General features: G+C 72.4%; 19 protein-coding genes. 15 read left to right on the top strand and 4 right to left on the bottom strand.

Features of this window, described 5'->3' with window-relative positions:
* Nucleotides 1–67 precede the first annotated feature (67 nt).
* Genes D8M35_RS06140 through D8M35_RS06130 form a run of 3 tightly spaced genes read left to right on the top strand, consistent with a single transcriptional unit; the run spans nucleotide 68 to nucleotide 2,475 of the window.
* Complete coding sequence (locus D8M35_RS06140; RefSeq protein ID WP_126891040.1) at nucleotides 68–589, top strand: helix-turn-helix domain-containing protein; 522 nt, start codon at nucleotides 68–70, stop codon at nucleotides 587–589.
* Nucleotides 590–640: 51 nt separating this feature from the next.
* Entirely contained in the window at nucleotides 641–1,756 is a 1,116-nt protein-coding gene (locus tag D8M35_RS06135) for a bifunctional GNAT family N-acetyltransferase/class I SAM-dependent methyltransferase (RefSeq protein ID WP_126891039.1), read from the top strand.
* A complete protein-coding gene (locus D8M35_RS06130) occupies nucleotides 1,753–2,475 on the top strand; it encodes an alpha/beta hydrolase (RefSeq protein WP_174234698.1) in 723 nt (240 codons plus the stop codon). The genes D8M35_RS06135 and D8M35_RS06130 overlap by 4 nt, the downstream gene beginning before the upstream one ends.
* A 76-nt stretch (nucleotides 2,476–2,551) precedes the next feature.
* Here the strand turns inward: D8M35_RS06130 and D8M35_RS06125 are convergent, their stop codons facing one another.
* On the bottom strand, nucleotides 2,552–3,907 hold the full coding sequence (locus tag D8M35_RS06125) for an APC family permease (protein WP_126891038.1): 1,356 nt from the start codon (nucleotides 3,905–3,907) through the stop codon (nucleotides 2,552–2,554).
* 166 nt (nucleotides 3,908–4,073) lie between these two features.
* On the opposite strand from D8M35_RS06125, the gene D8M35_RS06120 reads away from it, so the two are divergent.
* The 3 genes from D8M35_RS06120 (at nucleotide 4,074) to D8M35_RS06110 (ending at nucleotide 8,355) form a co-directional block, all read left to right on the top strand.
* Complete coding sequence (locus tag D8M35_RS06120) at nucleotides 4,074–4,835, top strand: HAD family phosphatase (RefSeq protein ID WP_126891037.1); 762 nt, start codon at nucleotides 4,074–4,076, stop codon at nucleotides 4,833–4,835.
* A gap of 82 nt (nucleotides 4,836–4,917) precedes the next feature.
* The gene (locus D8M35_RS06115; protein WP_126891036.1) at nucleotides 4,918–7,428 is read left to right on the top strand and encodes a glycoside hydrolase family 65 protein; all 2,511 of its coding nucleotides are present in this window, start codon (nucleotides 4,918–4,920) and stop codon (nucleotides 7,426–7,428) included.
* 159 nt (nucleotides 7,429–7,587) lie between these two features.
* Nucleotides 7,588–8,355 carry an SDR family NAD(P)-dependent oxidoreductase gene (locus tag D8M35_RS06110; protein ID WP_126891035.1) on the top strand — a complete coding sequence of 256 codons (768 nt, stop codon included), beginning with the start codon at nucleotides 7,588–7,590 and terminating at the stop codon, nucleotides 8,353–8,355.
* Between the two features lie 15 nt (nucleotides 8,356–8,370).
* On the opposite strand, the gene D8M35_RS06105 is transcribed toward D8M35_RS06110, so the two are convergent.
* Nucleotides 8,371–8,886 (bottom strand): DUF1697 domain-containing protein, encoded by a 516-nt coding sequence (locus D8M35_RS06105; protein ID WP_126891034.1) that lies wholly within the window; start codon nucleotides 8,884–8,886, stop codon nucleotides 8,371–8,373.
* A gap of 111 nt (nucleotides 8,887–8,997) precedes the next feature.
* On the opposite strand from D8M35_RS06105, the gene D8M35_RS06100 reads away from it, so the two are divergent.
* From D8M35_RS06100 to D8M35_RS06090, 3 genes are all read left to right on the top strand, one after another.
* Nucleotides 8,998–9,570: a transcriptional regulator gene (locus D8M35_RS06100; RefSeq protein ID WP_126891033.1), complete on the top strand. Its 573-nt coding sequence runs from the start codon at nucleotides 8,998–9,000 to the stop codon at nucleotides 9,568–9,570.
* Nucleotides 9,567–10,838, top strand: a complete 1,272-nt coding sequence (locus D8M35_RS06095; protein ID WP_126891032.1) for an MFS transporter — start codon at nucleotides 9,567–9,569, stop codon at nucleotides 10,836–10,838. Before D8M35_RS06100 ends, D8M35_RS06095 begins: the two co-directional genes overlap by 4 nt.
* Nucleotides 10,839–11,024: 186 nt before the next feature.
* Nucleotides 11,025–11,504, top strand: coding sequence for a hypothetical protein (locus tag D8M35_RS06090; RefSeq protein WP_126891031.1), 480 nt, complete (start codon nucleotides 11,025–11,027; stop codon nucleotides 11,502–11,504).
* Between the two features lie 125 nt (nucleotides 11,505–11,629).
* Here D8M35_RS06090 and D8M35_RS06085 read toward each other — a convergent pair whose 3' ends face one another.
* Complete coding sequence (locus D8M35_RS06085; RefSeq protein ID WP_126891030.1) at nucleotides 11,630–13,102, bottom strand: NCS2 family permease; 1,473 nt, start codon at nucleotides 13,100–13,102, stop codon at nucleotides 11,630–11,632.
* Nucleotides 13,103–13,250: 148 nt separating this feature from the next.
* Here D8M35_RS06085 and folE point away from each other — a divergent pair, with 148 nt between their 5' ends.
* From folE to D8M35_RS06060, 5 genes are all read left to right on the top strand, one after another.
* Nucleotides 13,251–13,856 carry a GTP cyclohydrolase I gene (gene folE / locus D8M35_RS06080; RefSeq protein ID WP_238638116.1) on the top strand — a complete coding sequence of 202 codons (606 nt, stop codon included), beginning with the start codon at nucleotides 13,251–13,253 and terminating at the stop codon, nucleotides 13,854–13,856.
* Nucleotides 13,853–14,791: a dihydropteroate synthase gene (gene folP / locus D8M35_RS06075; protein ID WP_126891029.1), complete on the top strand. Its 939-nt coding sequence runs from the start codon at nucleotides 13,853–13,855 to the stop codon at nucleotides 14,789–14,791. Before folE ends, folP begins: the two co-directional genes overlap by 4 nt.
* Nucleotides 14,788–15,534 (top strand): pyrimidine reductase family protein, encoded by a 747-nt coding sequence (locus D8M35_RS06070; RefSeq protein ID WP_126891028.1) that lies wholly within the window; start codon nucleotides 14,788–14,790, stop codon nucleotides 15,532–15,534. Before folP ends, D8M35_RS06070 begins: the two co-directional genes overlap by 4 nt.
* A gap of 145 nt (nucleotides 15,535–15,679) precedes the next feature.
* Entirely contained in the window at nucleotides 15,680–16,333 is a 654-nt protein-coding gene (locus tag D8M35_RS06065) for an HAD-IA family hydrolase (RefSeq protein ID WP_126891027.1), read from the top strand.
* Between the two features lie 89 nt (nucleotides 16,334–16,422).
* On the top strand, nucleotides 16,423–16,968 hold the full coding sequence (locus D8M35_RS06060) for a type 1 glutamine amidotransferase domain-containing protein (protein ID WP_058750492.1): 546 nt from the start codon (nucleotides 16,423–16,425) through the stop codon (nucleotides 16,966–16,968).
* 114 nt (nucleotides 16,969–17,082) lie between these two features.
* Here D8M35_RS06060 and D8M35_RS06055 read toward each other — a convergent pair whose 3' ends face one another.
* Nucleotides 17,083–17,646, bottom strand: a complete 564-nt coding sequence (locus D8M35_RS06055) for a molybdenum cofactor biosysynthesis protein (protein WP_238638115.1) — start codon at nucleotides 17,644–17,646, stop codon at nucleotides 17,083–17,085.
* Between the two features lie 106 nt (nucleotides 17,647–17,752).
* On the opposite strand from D8M35_RS06055, the gene D8M35_RS06050 reads away from it, so the two are divergent.
* Nucleotides 17,753–18,469: bifunctional transcriptional activator/DNA repair enzyme AdaA (locus D8M35_RS06050; RefSeq protein WP_238638117.1), on the top strand; the 717-nt coding region annotated here is incomplete at its 3' end.

Below are 18,469 nucleotides of genomic sequence, written 5' to 3'. Positions count from 1 at the left end.
GGGTGGCGGGAGGCTGTCGTGTCCGTGTCGTGGTGCTGTCGCCCCCGTCGTTCCTAGGCTCGGCACCATGAACGAGATGCGGATCGCCACCCTCCGACGCGAGCGTGGCTGGACCCAGGAACGCCTGGCCGAGACGAGCGGCGTGGCCGTGCGGACCGTGCAACGACTCGAGGGCGGGAGCGACGCGAGCCTCGAGACCCTGTCCGCGATCGCCCGGGCGCTCGAGGTGCCGGTGCGCGAGCTCTTCGCGCAGGACGACCTCGCGGAGCTTGAGCCGGGTGTGCGCGGGCTCGACGAGCGGACCGAGGCCGCAGCGGCTGCAGCTGCGTCGGAGCAGGCCGCGCGTGACCGGTTCGTCGGCGGGTTCTGGTCGCTGTACTCCGCGATCGGGGTCGCCTTCGGGATCGTCACGGTCCTGCTCCTCGTCCTGCACGTGTGGTCCCCGCTGGTGTTCCTGCTCGTCGGGGCGTACTGGGCGGTCGGGCGGCTGGCCGGACGGTTCCTGCTCGACTCCGTGCTCAGCCCGTGGCTCGACCGGCGTTGGCCGCTGTCGTCGGCGACCGACGTGCCGGTCCGTGCCGCTCGCTGAGCCGACGCCGGTCCGCGTCCCGAGGACAGGACCGGGCGGTACCGTCGAGCCGTGACGATCGCACTGCGCCGGGTGACCGCCGAGGACTGGGACGTCTGGCGCCCCGTCCGCCTCGCCGCCCTCACCGACGCGCCCCAGGCGTTCGGCTCCCGCCTCGAGGACTGGCAGGACGCCCCGGAACACCGGTGGCGGACACGGTTGTCGCTGCCGGGAGCGGTCGACCTGCTCGCGGTCGAGGACGACGTCGTCGTGGGGATGGCGAGCGGGGTCCCCGACGCGGACGACCCCGCGCTGGCCGAACTGATCTCGATGTGGGTCGCGCCGGACGCCCGTGGACGAGGGCTCGTCGCGCTCCTGGTCGACGAGGTCGCCCGCGTGCTCGTCGCGCAGGGGGTCGCGCACCTCGAGCTCTCCGTCGTGCCCGACAACGACCGCGCCCGCCGGGCGTACGAACGCATCGGGTTCACCGCGACGGACACCCCCGGCGACCGGCTCCCGGACGGGCGGCACGAGACCGTGATGCGCCGCGACCTCACCGCCGAGCGCACGCTCCTCGCCTACGAGCGCGGTGCGGACCGCTACACGGAGCGGACCGACGACCACCGCGCGGGGCTCGTCGACGACCTGCTCGCCCTCGTGCCCGAGCGCGCGCACGTCCTGGAACTCGGCTCGGGCACGGGTCGGGACGCAGACGCCCTCGAGTCGGCGGGGCTGCGTGTCGACCGCACCGACGGCAGCGTCGCGTTCGTCGACCGCCTCCGCGCCGCCGGGCACGACGCCCGGGTGCTCGACGTCCGCCGTGACGGCTGGGGCGGTCCGTACGACGCCGTCTTCGCGAACGCCGTGCTGCTGCACGTCCCGCGGTCGGACACCGGCACGGTGCTCGAGCGTGCCCGACGCGCGGTCCGCCCCGGCGGGGTGCTCGCGGCGACGGTGAAGCGCGGCGACGGCGACGGCCAGGGCGACGGCTGGAGCGACCGGAAGCTCGACGACCCCCGCTGGTTCACCTACTGGGACGAGGACGCCCTCGCCGGTGCCGTCACGGGCGCCGGGTGGGTGGCCGTCGACGTGCGGGAGACCACCCGCCCCGGCGCCGAGGAGCGCTGGTTGACCGTGACGGCCCGTCGGCCCGAGGAGGACGGACCGGACGAGGAGGACCGATCGTGAACCGTGCACTCCGCTGGACCGCCTGGGTCGTCACCGTGGTGGTGCTGCTCGCGGTGGTGTTCCTCGTGTACGCGAACATCGTCATGCAGGGCACCAGGAGCGCTGCACTGCAGGTCTGGCGCGACGACCGCGTGGCCGTGCGCGACGCCGGTGACAGCGTGGTGATGACCCCGACCGGCGCCGACGACGGCAGGGGGATCGTCTTCATCCCGGGCGCGAAGGTCGACCCGTACGCGTACCTGGCGACCTTCCGGCAGGTCGTCGCCTCGGGCACCACCGTCGTCATCACGAAGCCGACGCTCAACCTGGCGTTCTTCGACACCCGCCCGCTGTCGACCTTCGAGGCGCACGCCCCCGGAGTCCGCTCCTGGGCGGTCGGTGGCCACTCGCTCGGCGGGGTCCGCGCGTGCCAGCTCGCGAAGGACGCGGAGGGTCTGCTGCTGCTCGGCAGCTACTGCGCGAACGACATCGCGCGCTCGGCCGTCCAGGTCCTCAGCGTCTCCGGCTCCCGTGACGGCCTCTCGACGCCGGAGAAGGTCGCCGCCGCCCGCGACGAGCTCCCCTCCACGGCGCGGATGGTCGAGATCGCGGGGGTGAACCACGCCGACTTCGGCGCCTACGGCGACCAGCCCGGCGACCGCTCGGCGACGATCTCGCGCGAGGACGCGCGGGCGCAGATCAGCGCGGCCGTCCAGGACTGGGTGCGCACCCTGGGCTGACGCGACCACACGACGGCCTGGAGGCCCGGTGCCAGCCGGCACCGAGCCTCCGGTCCGTCAGCTGGTCGGGGAGCGGTCAGTGGATGCGACCCGCCTCGTGGTCGCGTCCGGTTCGGCGGCCCGTCGCGCGGGCGACGAAGTACAGCACCACGCCGACGGCCAGCAGCAGGGCGGCGTAGAGCCAGACCTGGCCGCTCTGCTGGGTGAGCAGCAGGACGCAGGACGCGACGCCGAGCACGGGCACCCACGTCCACACCCGGAAGTGGTCGTGTTCGACGTGGTCCTTCCGTAGCACCAGCACGCCCACGTTCGTGCTGATGAACACGAAGAGCAGCAGGAGCACGACGGTCTCGGCGAGCGTGCCGACGTCGCCGACCAGCGTGAGGGCCATCGCGACGACCGTCGTGGCGACGATGGCGACCCACGGGGTCTTCCGGTTCGGCAGGACCTTCGCGAGCAGGGCGGGCAGGAGCCGCTGCTCCGCCATGCCGTACGTGACGCGGCTCGCCATGATCATCGTGAGGAGGGCACCGTTCGCGACGGCGACGAGGGCGATGATGCTGAACACCCAGTCGGGGATCGGGACGCCGGTCGCCGAGACGACGGCCAGCAGCGGGCCGCTCGAGTCGGACAGCTCCGAGGCGGGCAGGGCGATCGAGCTCGCGAGCGCGACGAGCACGTAGACGACGCCGGCGGTGGCCAGGGCGCCGAAGAGTGCGCGGGGGTAGACGCGGCGGGGCTCGCGGACCTCCTCCGCGATGTTCGCCGAGGTCTCGAACCCGACGAACGAGTAGTAGGCGACGATCGCGGCGCTCAGGGTCGCGAGTGCTGGGTTCGCCTCGGCGGGGAAGGCACCGACGCGCGAGACGTCGCCGCCTCCGCCGCCGAGCATGATCGCGACCACGACGATGACGATGACCAGGCCGGAGACCTCGATGATCGTCATGACGACGTTGCTCTTCAGGGAGTCCGAGATGCCGCGGGCGTTCAGGCAGGCGATGAGCGCGAGGAACACGATCGCCGTCGGCACCGGCGGCAGGTCCACGAACGTGCCGAGGTAGTCGCCCGCGAACGCCAGGGACAGGCCGGCGGCGCTCGTGACCCCGGCGGCGAGCATGCTGAAGCCCACGAGGAACGACACGATCGGCGTCTTGTACGCCCGTTCGGCGAACACCGCGGCGCCACCGGCCTTCGGGTACTTCGTCACCAGCTCGGCGTACGAGCCCGCGGTCAGCAGTGCCAGGAGCAGCGCGAGGACCAGCGGTGCCCAGAGCGCGCCACCGACGTCCTTCGACAGGGTGCCCATGAGGGCGTAGATGCCGGCGCCGAGCACGTCGCCGAGGATGAAGAGGAACAGGAGCGGGCCGGTGATCGCCTGCTTGAGCTTCGAGCCCGAGCCGTGCTGCGGGGGAGCGCTGGTGTCGCTGGTCATGGTGGTGCCTTCCGTCGCGCCCACCATCGACGCGGAGTGGCCCGAGCCCTCTCGGAAGGTCCGCTCGGCGCGGTCGACACAGGTTCTCCCGAGCCTGAGCGTCCGGGCCGAGGCGGTCCTAGACTCGATCGGAGCCGAACCGACCACCGAGACCAGAGGAACTCCGATGACGATGCCGGACCGGCGCACGCCCGCACGACTCGCCGACACGCGGGCACTCCTGTTCGACCTGGACGGTGTGCTGACGCCCACCGCCGACGTGCACATGCGCGCGTGGAGTCGCCTGTTCACGCCGTTCCTGGCGGACCGCGGTGTCGCGCCGTACAGCGAGCAGGACTACTTCGACCACATCGACGGCAAGCCGCGCTACGACGGCGTGCGGTCGCTGCTCACGTCCCGGGACATCGAGCTCCCGCAGGGCTCGCCGGACGACGCCCCGGGCAGCGACACCGTGTGCGCGCTCGGCAACCGGAAGAACGCCGAGTTCACGGCCGAGCTGACCGAGCACGGCGTCGAGCCGTACCCGGGTTCGCTCCGGTTCCTCGTCGCCGCGATCGCCGCCGGCATGCAGGTCGCCGTCGTGTCGAGCTCGGCGAACGCGACGCAGGTGCTGCGCACGGCGGGCATCCTCGACCACTTCCCGGTCGTCGTCGACGGGCTCGTCGCGCGCCAGGACGGCCTGGCCGGCAAGCCCGCGCCGGACACCTACCTCGACGCCGCCGGACGCTTCGGGCTCGCCCCGGCCGAGTGCGTCGTCGTCGAGGACGCCACGAGCGGGGTCGAGGCCGGCCGGAACGGCGCCTTCGGGCTCGTCGTCGGCGTCGACCGCGGTGCCGGTGCCGACGCGCTGCGCGAGCACGGGGCCGACGTGGTCGTGCGCGACCTCGCCGAACTCGTCGACCAGCTCCCGGCCCCGCGCACCAGCTAGTCCCCCCACCCGGAACGGCCCCGACGGCGTGGCCAGACCGTCCGACCACCGCACGACTCCTCCCTCCCACGGAGCACACGCCATGAACCCCATCACCTCCGACCCCCTCGACCGCGTCCGCTACCCGGTCGACGAGTGGGCACTCGTCGAGACCGAGTACGCGCCGGACGAGCAGGGCGTCGCGGAGACGAACTTCGCGGTCGGCAACGGCTACCTCGGCCTGCGCGGCAACCTCGACGAGGGCCGCGGCGGCGTGCAGTACGGCACGTACGTCAACGGCTTCCACGAGACCTGGCCGATCCGGCACGCCGAGGACGCCTTCGGCTTCGCCAAGACCGGGCAGACGATCATCAACGCCCCCGACGCCAAGGTCATCCGGTTGTACGTCGACGACGAGCCGCTGGTGCTGGCCGAGGCCGACATCCTCCGGCACACCCGACGGCTCGAGTTCCGCGGTGGGTACCTGTACCGCGAGACCGAGTGGTCGACGCCGTCCGGCAAGCGGGTGCTCATCCGGGCCCGCCGGCTGGTCTCGTTCACCGACCGGCACCTGGCCGTCATCGACTACGAGGTCACCGTGCTCGACGGGGACGCCTCGATCCTGCTGTCGAGCCAGATCCTCAACCGGCAGGACGTGCAGGACGAGTACCACGCGGGCATGCGCGCCGCGGCGAACGCCTTCGACCCGCGCAAGGCCGAGGCGTTCACCGAGCGGGTGCTCGAGCCGAAGCTCAAGCGCAGCACAGGCGGCCGGTCGCTCCTCGGCTACCAGGCGTCGAGCTCGGGCATGACGATCTGCGTCGGGGTCGAGCACCACCTGGAGACCGAGAACTCCTGGGACGAGGCGTCGTCGATCGAGGACGACCTCGCGAAGCACGTCTACCGCGTGCAGGCCCGTGCCGGGGTGCCGATCCGGCTCGTGAAGCACATGGTCTACCACACGTCCCGCGGGGTGCCGGCGCGGGAACTCGCCGACCGCTGCGAGCGGACGCTCGACCGTGCTCGCGCCGAGACGGTCGAGGAGACCTTCGCCAAGCAGCGCGCGTGGATGGACGACTACTGGACGCGCAGCGACGTCGAGATCCCGGGGCAGCCCGCGATCCAGCAGGCGGTCCGGTGGAACCTGTTCATGCTCGCCCAGGCCACCGCCCGCACCGACGGGCACGGCATCGCGGCGAAGGGCGTCACGGGCTCCGGGTACGGCGGTCACTACTTCTGGGACATGGAGATCTACGTCCTGCCGTTCCTGTCGTACACGGCGCCGATCGTCGCGCGGAACGCGCTGCGCTTCCGCTACAACATGCTCGACGCCGCCCGGTCGCGGGCGCGCGAGCTGAACCAGCGCGGAGCCCTCTTCCCGTGGCGGACGATCAACGGCGAGGAGTCGTCGGCGTACTACGCGGCCGGTACCGCGCAGTACCACATCGACGCGGACATCGCGCATGCGCTCATGCAGTACGTGCGGGCCTCCGGTGACACCGACTTCCTGAAGCGCGGGGCCATCGACATCCTGGTCGAGACCGCCCGCCTGTGGTCCGACCTGGGGTTCTGGCGCTCGAACGGCGACAAGAAGTTCCACATCGACGGCGTCACCGGTCCCGACGAGTACACGACGGTCGTCGACGACAACCTCTACACGAACGTGATGGCACGGGCGAACCTGTGGTTCGCGGTGAACGCCTGCCGGCAGCTCGCGACCGACGACCCCGAGGAGTACGGCCGCATGGTCCGCCGCACCGGGCTGGTCGACGACGAGGTCACCGAGTGGGAGCACGCCGCCGAGTCGATGGAGATCCCCTTCGACCCGCACCGCGGCATCCACCCGCAGGACGCCCAGTTCCTCGACAAGGAACTGTGGGACCTCGAGAACACCCCCGAGTCGAAGCGACCGCTGCTGCTGCACTACCACCCGCTGGTGATCTACCGGTTCCAGGTGCTCAAGCAGGCCGACGTGGTGCTCGCGCTGTTCCTGCAGGGCCACGAGTTCACGGCGGCCGAGAAGCGTCGCGACTTCGACTACTACGACGCCCTGACGACCGGGGACTCGACGCTGTCCGCCGTGGTGCAGTCGATCATGGCGGCGGAGGTCGGGTACCACGACCTGGCGGCGCAGTACTTCCTGACGGCGCTCTACGTCGACCTCGCCGACCTGCACGGCAACACCGCGGACGGCGTGCACATCGCGTCGACGGGCGGCATCTGGGGTGCGCTCGTGAACGGCTTCGGCGGCATGCGCGACCACGGCGGCCGGATGACCTTCAACCCGCGGCTGCCGAAGGACTGGGAGCGCCTGACCTACCGCATCCAGGTGCACGGCTCGCGCGTCCGGATCGACCTCGAAGAGGACACGATGACCTTCACGGTGGAGACCGGCGACGGCTTCACCGCGTGGGTGCACAACCAGCAGTGGGACGTCACCGCGGGGGCGCCGACGGTCGTGCCGCTGGCCCACCACGGCCCGCGGATGAGCGGGCACGCGCCGACCACGAGCGACATCCAGGGGACGCTCCGGGCGGACGGGTCCGTCATCACCGCGTCGATCCCGATGATCTCGCTCGACCGCGGGCTGGACGTGGACGAGACCACCGCCTGACGGTCCGGCCCGGAGGCGCGGTGCGGGTCCGCCCCGTGCCGCGCCTCCTCCTGTTCCGCCTGCACACGCGTCCAGCCGGAGGCGGGCAGCGTGGTCGTCCGTGCCCCCGGGCCGACGGCGTCTCCTGCGGCACGAGCAGTGCATCGAGAGGAGACACACATGGGCAAGCGGTTCGAGGGCAAGGTCGCGATCGTCACCGGAGCCGGGTCCGGCATCGGTGAGGCGACCGCGCGGGCGTTCGTCGACGAGGGCGCGGACGTGCTGCTCGTCGACAGCGTCGAGGACAAGGTCCGTGCCGTCGCCGACAGCCTGCCGACCGGCCGTGCGGTCGCGCTGCAGGCGGACGTGGCCGACCCGGCCGCGTGGGAGACGATCGTGTCCGACGCGGTGGACCGGTGGGACCGCATCGACGTGCTCGTGAACAACGCCGGCACGTTCACCTCGGGTGACATCACCGACATCGAGCCGGACGAGTGGCACCGGGTCATCGAGACGGACCTGTCGAGCGTGTTCTACGGCACGCGGGCAGCGCTGCCGTTCCTGCGGGAGACGACGGGGTCGATCGTGAACACGTCGTCCGTGTCGGGCATGGACGCGGACTGGCGGATGAGCCCGTACAACGCCGCGAAGGGCGGGGTCTCGAACTTCACGAAGGCCGCCGCGCTCGACAACGGGCAGTTCGGCGTCCGCGTGAACGCCGTCGCGCCCGGGCTCATCTGGACGGACATGACCCAGCAGCAGGCCGAGGACGAGGAGCTCCAGCACGAGTTCGCGGAGCGCGTCTCGCTCGGTCGCGGTGGGCGTTCGGAGGAGGTCGCCGCCGCGGTGCTGTTCCTGGCCAGCGACGCGGCGTCCTACATCACGGGTGCGGTGCTGCCGGTCGACGGTGGGACGACCGCGAGCAACGGGCAGCCGGCGCAGTCCTGACGCCCCTCGCGCAGCTCAGAGCAGCTTGCGCAGGGTGTTCGTGTTGCGGGTCGTCGTCGAGCGCTTGAAGCGTGCGGCGGCGGCCCGCTTCGCGAGCGCGGTGTCGGTGCTCGACCCCTTGGGGCAGGACCAGTAGACGACACCGTCCCCTCGGGTCACGCGCTCGACGGCGTCGTCGGTGTCGAGGTCGGCGACCAGGTCGGCGAGTGCGGTGTCGTCGGAACCGAAGACGACGTAGTCGTGACGATCCGGAGCGGAGTCGAAGGGGAAGGTGTCGACGACCGCGGCGAGGCGGTCGTGCGGCACGAGGACGATCCAGGCGTCGTACCCGAACCGGTCCCGCAGGCCCTGCTCGATCCTGGTCTTCACGTCCGCCCCGTCGCCCGGCGCGCTGAACACGACGTTGCCCGAGGCGAGGACCGTCCGCACGTCGGCGTACCCGAGGTCCGCGAACAGCGACGCCAGGTCGGCGTTCCGGATCGTGATCCCGTTGACGTTCACCCCGCGCAGCAGCGCGACCCACCTGGCCATGTCGGAACCGTAGCCTGCTCGGCGGCGGTGGGGCGAGCCTCCCGGCCGATCCGCGACGACCATTGCGCAAGGGGCGTTGCGCAAGAAGTCTTGTGCATCTATGGTCGAGCCATGGACGTGCAGCGACTCGACGACGCGGCGCAGATGCGCGCGCTCTCCCACCCCACCCGGCTGCGGCTCGTCGGGCTGCTGCGGACCGGTGGCCCGCAGACCGCGGCGATGCTCGGCGACCAGGTCGACGAGGCGCCGGGGACGATCAGCTACCACTGCAAGCGCCTGGCCGACGCCGGCTTCATCGAGCCGGCACCCGAGCTCGGCACCGACCGACGGGAGCGCTGGTGGCGGGCGGTCGCGCAGCACACGTCGTGGGACCTCGCGGACGGCTTCGACGACCCCGACCGGATGGTCGCCGGCACCGCGCTCGACCGGACCGTCGCGCAGGCGTACGCCGACGAGTACACGGCGTTCCTCGACCACGTCCCGGCCTTCGGGCGCGAGTGGGTAGCGGCGTCGAACAGCGGCGACCGGACCCTCCGGCTGACGGTCGACGAGCTCCGTGCCCTCGGGTCGGAGCTGCAGGGCGTCCTCGACCGGTGGGAGGCGCGGAGCGCCGAGCACGAACCCGGCGACGGTTCCGAGCGGGTCACCGCGGTCGTCCAGAGCTACCGCTCGGCGCGCCCGTGAACGCGCACTGGCGGCTGCGGTCCCTGCTCGCGGTGCAGGTCGTCTCGCGGACGGGCAACGTCGCGACGACGATCGCGGTGCCGTTCGTGGTGCTCTCGCGCGGCGGGTCGGCGACGGACGTCGGCATCGCGGCCTTCGCGGCGACGGTCCCGATCGTGCTCGGCGGAGCCTTCGGCGGCGTGCTCGTCGAGCGCTTCGGCTTCGTCCGGTCGAGCGTGGCGTCCGACCTGGTCAGCGCCGCGACGCTCGTCGCGATCCCGCTCCTGGCGTGGACCGTCGGGCTGCCGGCCTGGGCGCTGCTCGTGCTCGTGTTCCTCGGCGGCCTGTTCGACACCCCGGGGGAGTCCGGCCGGCGGGTGCTCCTGCCGGGACTCGCGACGGCGGCGGGGATCCCGCTCGAACGCGCCGTCGGGCACTTCGAGGCGTCGGTCCGCTTCTCGGTGCTGCTCGGCGCCCCCGCGGCGGGACTGCTCGTGGGCGCCGTCGGGCCGTTGCCCGCACTGGCCGTGACCGCCGCCGTGTTCGGGGCGGCAGCGGTGCTCGCTGCCCTCACGCTGCGGGGCGTGACGGTGCACCCGGAACCGGACGCAGTGCCAGCCGAGGCGTCGGCCGGGTACTGGCGCGACCTCGGCGCCGGCCTGCGCTTCTGCGTGCGCGACCCGCTCTTCCGGCTCGTGATCGCGCTCGTCCTCGTGACGAACCTGCTCGACGCGGCCCGCTCGACTGCGCTGCTCCCGCTCTACGCCGACCGGGTGCTCGACGGCGCGCAGTCGCTCGGGATCGTCAGCGGGACCTTCGGCGGTGCGGCGTTCCTCGGGTCGCTCGCGTTCGGCTACGTGGCGCACCGGGTACCCCGACGGATCACGTTCGTGGTGTGCTTCGTGCTGGCCGGGGGACCGTCGCTCGTGGTGCCGGCGCTCGGTCTCGGGCTGCCGTGGGTGCTCGGCGCGTGCGTGCTGTCCGGCTTCGCGGCGGGCGCGCTCAACCCGATCCTCGGAGCCGTCGAGCTCGAGCGCATCCCGTCGCACATGCGGGCCCGCGTGTTCGGGCTCCTGTCCGCTGGGTCGTGGGCGGGCATCCCGCTCGGCGGACTCTTCGGCGGCATCGCGGCGGACGGCATCGGGGTGACGGGGACGTTCGGGATCGTGGCGGTGGTCTACACGGTCGTCACGCTGTCGCCGTTGCTCGGCGGGTCGTGGCGGCTCATGGAGCGGCGGACGGCTGCCGCCGACACGCCTGCGACGCGGCCGACGGTGCCGGTGCCGTAGCCCGGCGGGGTCGTCGTCACGCCGCACCACCGGAAGCACGTCGCGCCACGGAGTTTCCTGGCGCGACGTGCTTCTCGTTGTGCGCGAGCGGGTCGAACACGAGCATGACCGCACCACCCGAACGACGAAGTAGCGGTCCCGCACTTGCTCGGAGCGACCCGAGCAACGCTCCGGTAGACGAGGAGCATGACGGACGAGCGCAACGCAGACGGCCAGGCAGCCGACGGACAGGGACCGGACGACGCACACGTGGTGCCCGAGGGGGTGTCCGAGGCGACGGTCGAGGCCCTCGGCACGCTGTCGGCCGCGCTCGAGGTGCTCGAGCACGCGCGTGGCCTGCTGTACGGGTTCCACCGGCTGACGGGGACCGCTGACCTCAACCTCGGCGAGGCCGTCGAGCAGCTCCGGAAGGCCGGGCACACCGAACTCGCCGAGCGGATCGACACCGAGCTGGTCGGGCGCAACGTCATCGACGGACGCTGGACGTTCCAGATCGTCGAGGACTACGACGACAACTACTACGCCCTCGCCAAGGAGCTCGAGCAGACCGCCCGCGACCAGCTCGTCGGCGGCAAGCGCCACCTGTACGAGGCGAGCATGAAGGAGGACCGGCGCACCCCGGGCCGACGCCGCCACGAGGCCAAGCCGGCCGACCTGCGGGACTGACCCAGCGCCTCCCGGCCGGAGGAGCCGGACGCGCTCTCGCGAAACGCAACGTGGGCGGCCCCTCGCAGCGGAATGTCGCTGCGAAGAACCGCCCACGTTGCGTCTTGCGGAAAGCGGCGGACGCGCTACCCGACGCCGAGCAGCGCCTCGAGCGGCCCGCGCGCGAAGTACAGCAGGAAGCCCGCGGCGACGACGTAGAGGAGCCACGAGACCTCGCGGCCGCGGCCGGACAGCAGCTTGATGAGCACCCAGCTGATGAAGCCGGCGCCGATGCCGTTCGCGATCGAGTAGGTCAGCGGCATCACGACGATCGTCAGGAACGCCGGCAGTGCCGAGCCGAAATCCGTCCAGGAGATGTCCGCGACCTGCGCGACCATGAGGGCACCGACGACGACGAGTCCGGCGGCAGCGACCTCGAGCGGGACGACCTGGGTGAGCGGCGTGAGGAACATCGACGCCAGGAACAGCAGACCGGTCACGACCGAGGCCATGCCCGTGCGGGCGCCCTCGCCGATGCCCGACGCGGAGTCGATGAAGACGGTGTTCGACGACACCGAGGCACCGCCACCGGCGATGGCACCGACACCCTCGACGACGAGCGCCGACTTCAGGCGGGGGAAGGTGCCGTCGGGCTTCGCGACACCGGCGGCCTTCGCGAGACCGGTCATCGTGCCCATCGCGTCGAAGAAGTTCGTGAAGACCAGGGTGAAGACGAGCATCGACGCGGCGACCGGGCCGATGCGGGTGAAGGCACCGAAGACGTCGGCGTGCCCGACGAGCGACAGGTCCGGCAGGGCGAAGAGGGCGTTCGGCAGGCCGGGGGCGTTGAGGTTCCAGCCGGTGGGGGAGTCGACCGAGGTGGGGACCGTGAAGATCGCCTGCAGGATGATCGCGACGATCGTCGTGCCGACGATGCCGATGAGCAGCGCGCCCTTGACCTTGCGGGCCATGAGCGTCCCGATGACGACCAGGCCGATCAGGAACACGATCGTCGGCAGGGCCGCGACGGAGCCGTCCTCACCGAGCTGCAGCGGCGGCGAGGCGTTCTTCGTGGTGCGGACGAACCCGGAGTCGACCAGGCCGATGAACGCGATGAACAGACCGATGCCGACGGTGATCGCGGCCTTGAGCTGCGCGGGCACGGCCGTGAAGATCATCGTCCGGATGCCGGTCAGCGCCAGGATCACGATCACCACGCCGTTGACGACGACGAGGCCCATCGCCTCGGCCCAGGTGACCTGGTGCACGACGCTCACGGCGAGGAACGAGTTGATCCCGAGGCCCGCGGCGATGCCGAACGGCAGGTTCGCGACGAGGCCCATCGCGATCGTCATCACACCGGCGACGAGGCCGGTCGCGGCGGCGACCTGCGCGTTCTGCAACCAGCCACCGAGGACGTCCTGCGGGGCCTGGTCCTGGCTGAACCCACCGAGGATCAGCGGGTTGAGGATGACGATGTACGCCATCGTCACGAAGGAGACGAGACCACCACGGATCTCTCGGGGGATGCTCGATCCGCGTTGCGTGATCGAGAAGAAGCGGTCGAGGCCGGATGCGAAGCGGTTCCGGGGCGGGGTGTCGGTCTGCTGGGCGCTCACCGAACGAGTTTACAGAACGCTGGGAGCACGGCGCGTCGCCCTGGCACGCCCGTGCTGACGAACGGGAGGCGCGACCCGCCACCGCGGGGTACGGCGCGTCCGGCAGGCGGCCGCGTTCTGCGGCCATCCGACGGTGTTGGATGAGTGCGTGAACGAACGTCTGGACCGCGCGCGGGTCGAAGCCGCCGTGCGTGAGCTCCTCCTCGCCGTCGGCGACGACCCCGACCGCCCCGAGCTCGAACGGACCCCGGCACGCGTCGCGGACTCGTACGCCGAGTTCTTCGCCGGCATGGGGGTCGACGCCACCGCGATCGCACGCTCCGGCGCCGTGCACTCCGAGGACGGTGAGCGCGGGCAGCTCGTGGTCGTGCGGGACGTCCGCTTCCGCTCGATGTGCGAGCACCACCTGCTGCCCTTCATCGGGGTCGCCCACCTGGCCTACGCGCCCGGGGAGCAGCTCATCGGGCTCGGGACCCTGTCCCGTGTGCTCGACGCCGTGGCCTCGCGGCCGCAGCTGCAGGAGCGGCTCGGCGAGCAGGTCGCCGCAGCCGTCACCGAGGGGCTCGACGCCGACGGCGTGCTCGTCGTGCTCGACGCCACGCACCAGTGCGTGACCGCCCGCGGCGAACGGCAGTCGGGCTCGTCGACGGTGACCGTCGCGGCGACCGGCTCCCTGGCCGACGCGGCGGGGCGGGCCGAGGCGATCGCGCTCATCGGTGCCGGTGCCGGTGCCGACCACGGGGCGGACGCATGACGAGCGAGCAGCCGACCACGGGCCTCCAGGCCGTGCCACCCGCACCCGGCTGGGTCGTGCCGGACCTGCGCGACCCGGTCCGCACGATCGGGCGTCGCACCTTCGACTTCGACCGCCGCATCGCCGTGATGGCGATCGTGAACCGCACGCCCGACTCGTTCCACGACAAGGGCGCGACCTTCGCGCTCGACCGGGCTGTCGAGGCCGCCGTCCGCGCTGCCGACCAGGGCGCCGACTGGGTCGACATCGGCGGGGTGAAGTTCGCGCCGGGGCCGGAGCTGTCCGCCGACGACGAGATCGACCGGGTGCTGCCGGTCGTGGCCCAGCTCGCCGAGCAGTCCGACGTCGTCATCTCGGTCGACACCTTCCGGCCCGAGGTCGCTGCGGCGACGATCGCCGCCGGGGCCAGCGTCGTCAACGACACCACCGGACTGTCCGACCCGCGGATGGCGTCCGTCGTCGCCGACTCCGACGCGACCATCGTCATCACACACTCGACCGCACCGCCGCGCCAGGAGCTGCCGACGCCCCCGACGTACGACGACGTGACCGTCTCGGTCGTGGACTTCCTGCGCGAACGGGTCGACCGGGCGCTCGCCGCGGGCATCCCCGAGTCGCGGATCATCGTCGACCCCGGGCACGACCTCAACAAGAACACCGTGCACACGCTCGAGCTCACCCGACGTCTGCCCGAGGTCGTCGCGCTCGGGTTCCCGGTGCTCGCAGCGGTGTCGAACAAGGACTTCGTGGGGGAGTCCCTCGGACGTCCGCGCGGTGCTCGCTTGTCGGGATCGCTCGCCGCGGCCACGGTCAGCGCGATGCTCGGCGCCCGGATCGTCCGCATGCACGACGTCGTCGAGAGCGTCGACGCCATGCGCATGGTCGAGGCGGTCCTCGGCTGGCGCGAACCCGTGGAAGCGAGGCACAACACGTGAACAGCCCCTCCCTGCCGACGTCGATCGCGGACCTGTCCGACGACGACCTGCTCGACCTGTACACCGCGGACGTGCCCGAGGGGTCCTGGCTGCGGGTGAACTTCGTCGCGACGCTCGACGGCTCGGCATCCGCGTCGGGTCGCACCGCCTCGCTCGGCGGCGACGACGACCTGCGGGTCTTCGACCTGCTCCGACGGGTCGCCGACGTGGTGCTCGTCGCCGCGGGCACCGTGCGCGACGAGGAGTACGGGCCGATGGTGCTGCACGACGAGGACGTGGCGTGGCGCCGAGAGCACGGGATGTCCGACCACCCGGTGTTCGCGATCGTCACGAACTCCGGGTCGATGGACGCGGGGTCGCGGGTGTTCACCGAGGCACCGGTGCGGCCGATCGTGCTGACGTCCGGGTCCGGGGCGTCGTCCTCGTCGGGGCGGGCTCTCGCGGACGTCGCCGACGTGGTGGAGTGCGGCTCCGCTTCTGTCGACGTCGGTGCGGTGCGCTCGGCGCTCGCGTCGCGTGGGCTCGACCGCATCCACTGCGAAGGTGGTCCGTCGTTCCTCGGGGCGCTCGTGGCGGCCGACGCGGTGGACGAGCTGACGCTGACGGTCGACCCGACGCTCGAGGGCGGGGAGGGGCCCCGGATCGCGACCGGGTCCTCGCCGGAGCTGCGGCGCATGCGGCCCGCGCACGTGCTGCTCGGCGACGGGGGCGTGCTGTTGACGAGGTGGGTGCGCGACCGGTAGCGGGCCGTCGGGCCGTCGGGCCGTCGGGCCGTCGGGACGCGAGACTCGGGCTGGGCGACCGTTCTCGCGCGCATCGGCGCGAGAACGGTCGCTGAGCGCGAGACTCGCGGCGATCGGGTGACCGGTAGCGGCTAGGGTCGGACGCGTGATCGACGTCGTGGTGTCCGGGGTGCTGTTCGACATGGACGGGACGCTCGTCGACTCGACCGCCGTGGTCGAGGACGCCTGGAGCCGCTTCGGGGCGGAGCACGGCATCGATCCCGCCGAGATCCTCGGCTTCTCGCACGGCCGCCAGACGATCGACACCGTGCAGCGCTTCCTGCCGCACCTGTCCCCGGACGAGCAGCGGGCCATCGTCGAGACGATGATCGCCGCCGAGATCGGGTACACCGAGGGCATCGTCGAGGTGCCGGGAGCGGCGGCGTTCGTGCGCCGCCTGCTCGACGCCGGCGTGCCCGTCGCCCTCGTCACGAGTGCTCCGCGGGCGCTCGCGGTGGAGCGGATGACCGCCGCGGGCGTCCCCGTGCCCGAGGCGCTCGTGCCGTCCGAGGACGCCGAGCGGAGCAAGCCGCACCCCGAGGGCTACCTGCGCGGCGCCGCCCTGCTCGGGGTGCCCGCCGAGCGCTGCCTGGCGTTCGAGGACGCTCCCGCCGGTGTCGAGGCCGCCGTCGCCTCCGGGGCGACGACCGTCGTCGTCGGGGCGCTCGAGGGACCGGTCACCGAGGGCCTGCCGCGCATCGCGGGGTACGACGGCATCGAGGTCGTCCGCGAAGGGTCCGCTTTCCGCATCCGGGGCTGAACGTCGGCTCCGGACTGCGAACGTCCCCAGGGCGAGCGGACGACCGTGGTCGTCGCGCCGGGAGACCCCCGGCAGCGGAAGGAGCGACCATGGCAGCCCTCGACGGCAAGAAGATCCTCGTCATCGCGACGAACTACGGCGTGGAGCAGGACGAGATCGTCGTCCCCACCGACCAGCTCCGCGAGCGCGGTGCCGACGTCACGGTGGCGGCGCAGGAGTCCGGTTCGATCGAGACCCTCGTCGGCGACAAGGACCCGGGCAAGTCGGTGTCCGTCGACACCACCATCGGCAGTGTCAGCGGTGCAGGCGACTACGACGCACTGGTCGTCCCCGGTGGCACCATCAACGCCGACACCATCCGCCAGGACTCGGACGCGGTCGCACTCGTGAAGGCCTTCGCCGAGGCGGGCAAGCCCGTCGCCGCGATCTGCCACGGCCCGTGGACCCTCATCGAGGCCGGTGTGCTGCAGGGCAAGACCATCACCTCGTTCCCCTCGCTGCAGACCGACGTGCGCAACGCCGGCGCCGAGTGGGTCGACCAGGAGGTCCAGGTCGACGGCGGCCTGATCACGTCGCGCAACCCCGACGACCTGCCCGCCTTCGTCGACGCGATCGAGCAGGCACTCACCGCCTGACCCCGCTCGCACCACACAACCTGGGCGGTACGTCGCAGCGCTCCATCGCTGCGAGGTGCCGCCCACGTTGCGTTTCGCGGGACGGGCGGAACGGGCGGGACGGGGCCGACGCCGTCAGAGTGCGACCGGCCGTGCCGTGCGGAGCACCGCGGGGCCGAGGGCGAGCACACCGTCGGACTCCGGGTCGCAGCGCACCCCGCCGCGTCCCCGCATCGCCCGGAAGGCACCCGGTGCCACCTCGTGGTCCATCCACGCGCACGGGTTCGCCGGCCGGTACCCCCGGAAGCGCACCGGGCCGCCGGAGCCCGGGCTCTCGAGCGAGAACGGCTCGCCCCGGAGCGCCTCGACGTCGGCGCCGCGCAGGTACACGTTCCGCCGGGTCGCCGCGGGGTCGATCGCAGCGCCCACCGCTTCGCCCACGGCGTCGAGTCCCTCGAGCCCGATCACGGTCACGGTGGCGTGGACGTGCGCCCGTGCGGCGAAGTAGCGGTCCCCCACGATGCCGAGCCCCGCCCGGAGGTCGATCCGGTCGCGCAGCTCCGGACCCTCGGCGGGCAGCGCACCGTCCGCCGGACGCCCCTCGTACCGGTGGCGCGGGGAGACGAGCAGCATCGCGACCTCGACGTCGGTGCGGAAGGGCAGGTCGCCGGGGCCGGCCACGGGGTCGACGGAGGGCACGGCGCCCACGGTAGTCGCGCCTCCCGGCCGGCCCCGCCGCCCCCACTGCCGTGTCCGATTCCCGCCAGCGACCGTCGGGGGTGCGTGCCAGGCTGACGGCGTGACGATCCCCGCACCGCACACGGAGCCGCAGCCCGACGCGCAGCCCGCAGAGCTGCACGCCGAGCGTCACCGCGCCGTCGCCTCCCGCGACGCGCGGTTCGACGGCCAGTTCGTCACCGCCGTGCACTCCACCGGCATCTACTGCCGCCCGAGCTGCCCCGCCCGGACCCCGCGCGCCGAGGGCGTCACCTTCTACCGCACCAGCGCCGCCGCGCACCTCGCCGGCTTCCGCGCCTGCAAGCGCTGTCTGCCCGAGGCGACGCCGGGCAGCCCGGAGTGGGACCTCCGCGAGGACGTCGCCGGCCGCGCCGTCCGCCTCGTCCTCGACGGCGTCGTCGAACGCGAGGGGGTGCCCGGCCTCGCCGCCCGCGTCGGCTACTCCGAGCGGCAGCTGAACCGCATCCTGACCGAGGAGCTCGGGGCCGGACCGAAGGCCCTCAGCCGGGCGCACCGTGCGCAGACCGCGCGGACGCTGCTGACCTCGTCGGACCTACCGGTGGCCGACGTGGCGTTCGCGTCCGGGTTCTCGAGCGTGCGGCAGTTCAACGACACCGTCCGCGAGGTCTTCGCCCTCACCCCCTCCGAGCTCCGCGCCCGGCGGGCGGACGGCCCGGCGTCGGCCGACGACGGCTGGCTGCACGTGCACCTCCCGGCCCGTCCGCCGTTCGACCTGCAGGGCCTGCTCGACTGGCACGCGCTCCACGCGCTGCCGGGGCTGGAG

This window comes from Curtobacterium sp. HSID17257, from assembly GCF_003989515.1.
Classification (GTDB): Bacteria; Actinomycetota; Actinomycetes; order Actinomycetales; family Microbacteriaceae; genus Curtobacterium.
Note: the sequence above shows the minus strand (reverse complement) of the source record. Positions and strands in the feature narration are given on the sequence as shown.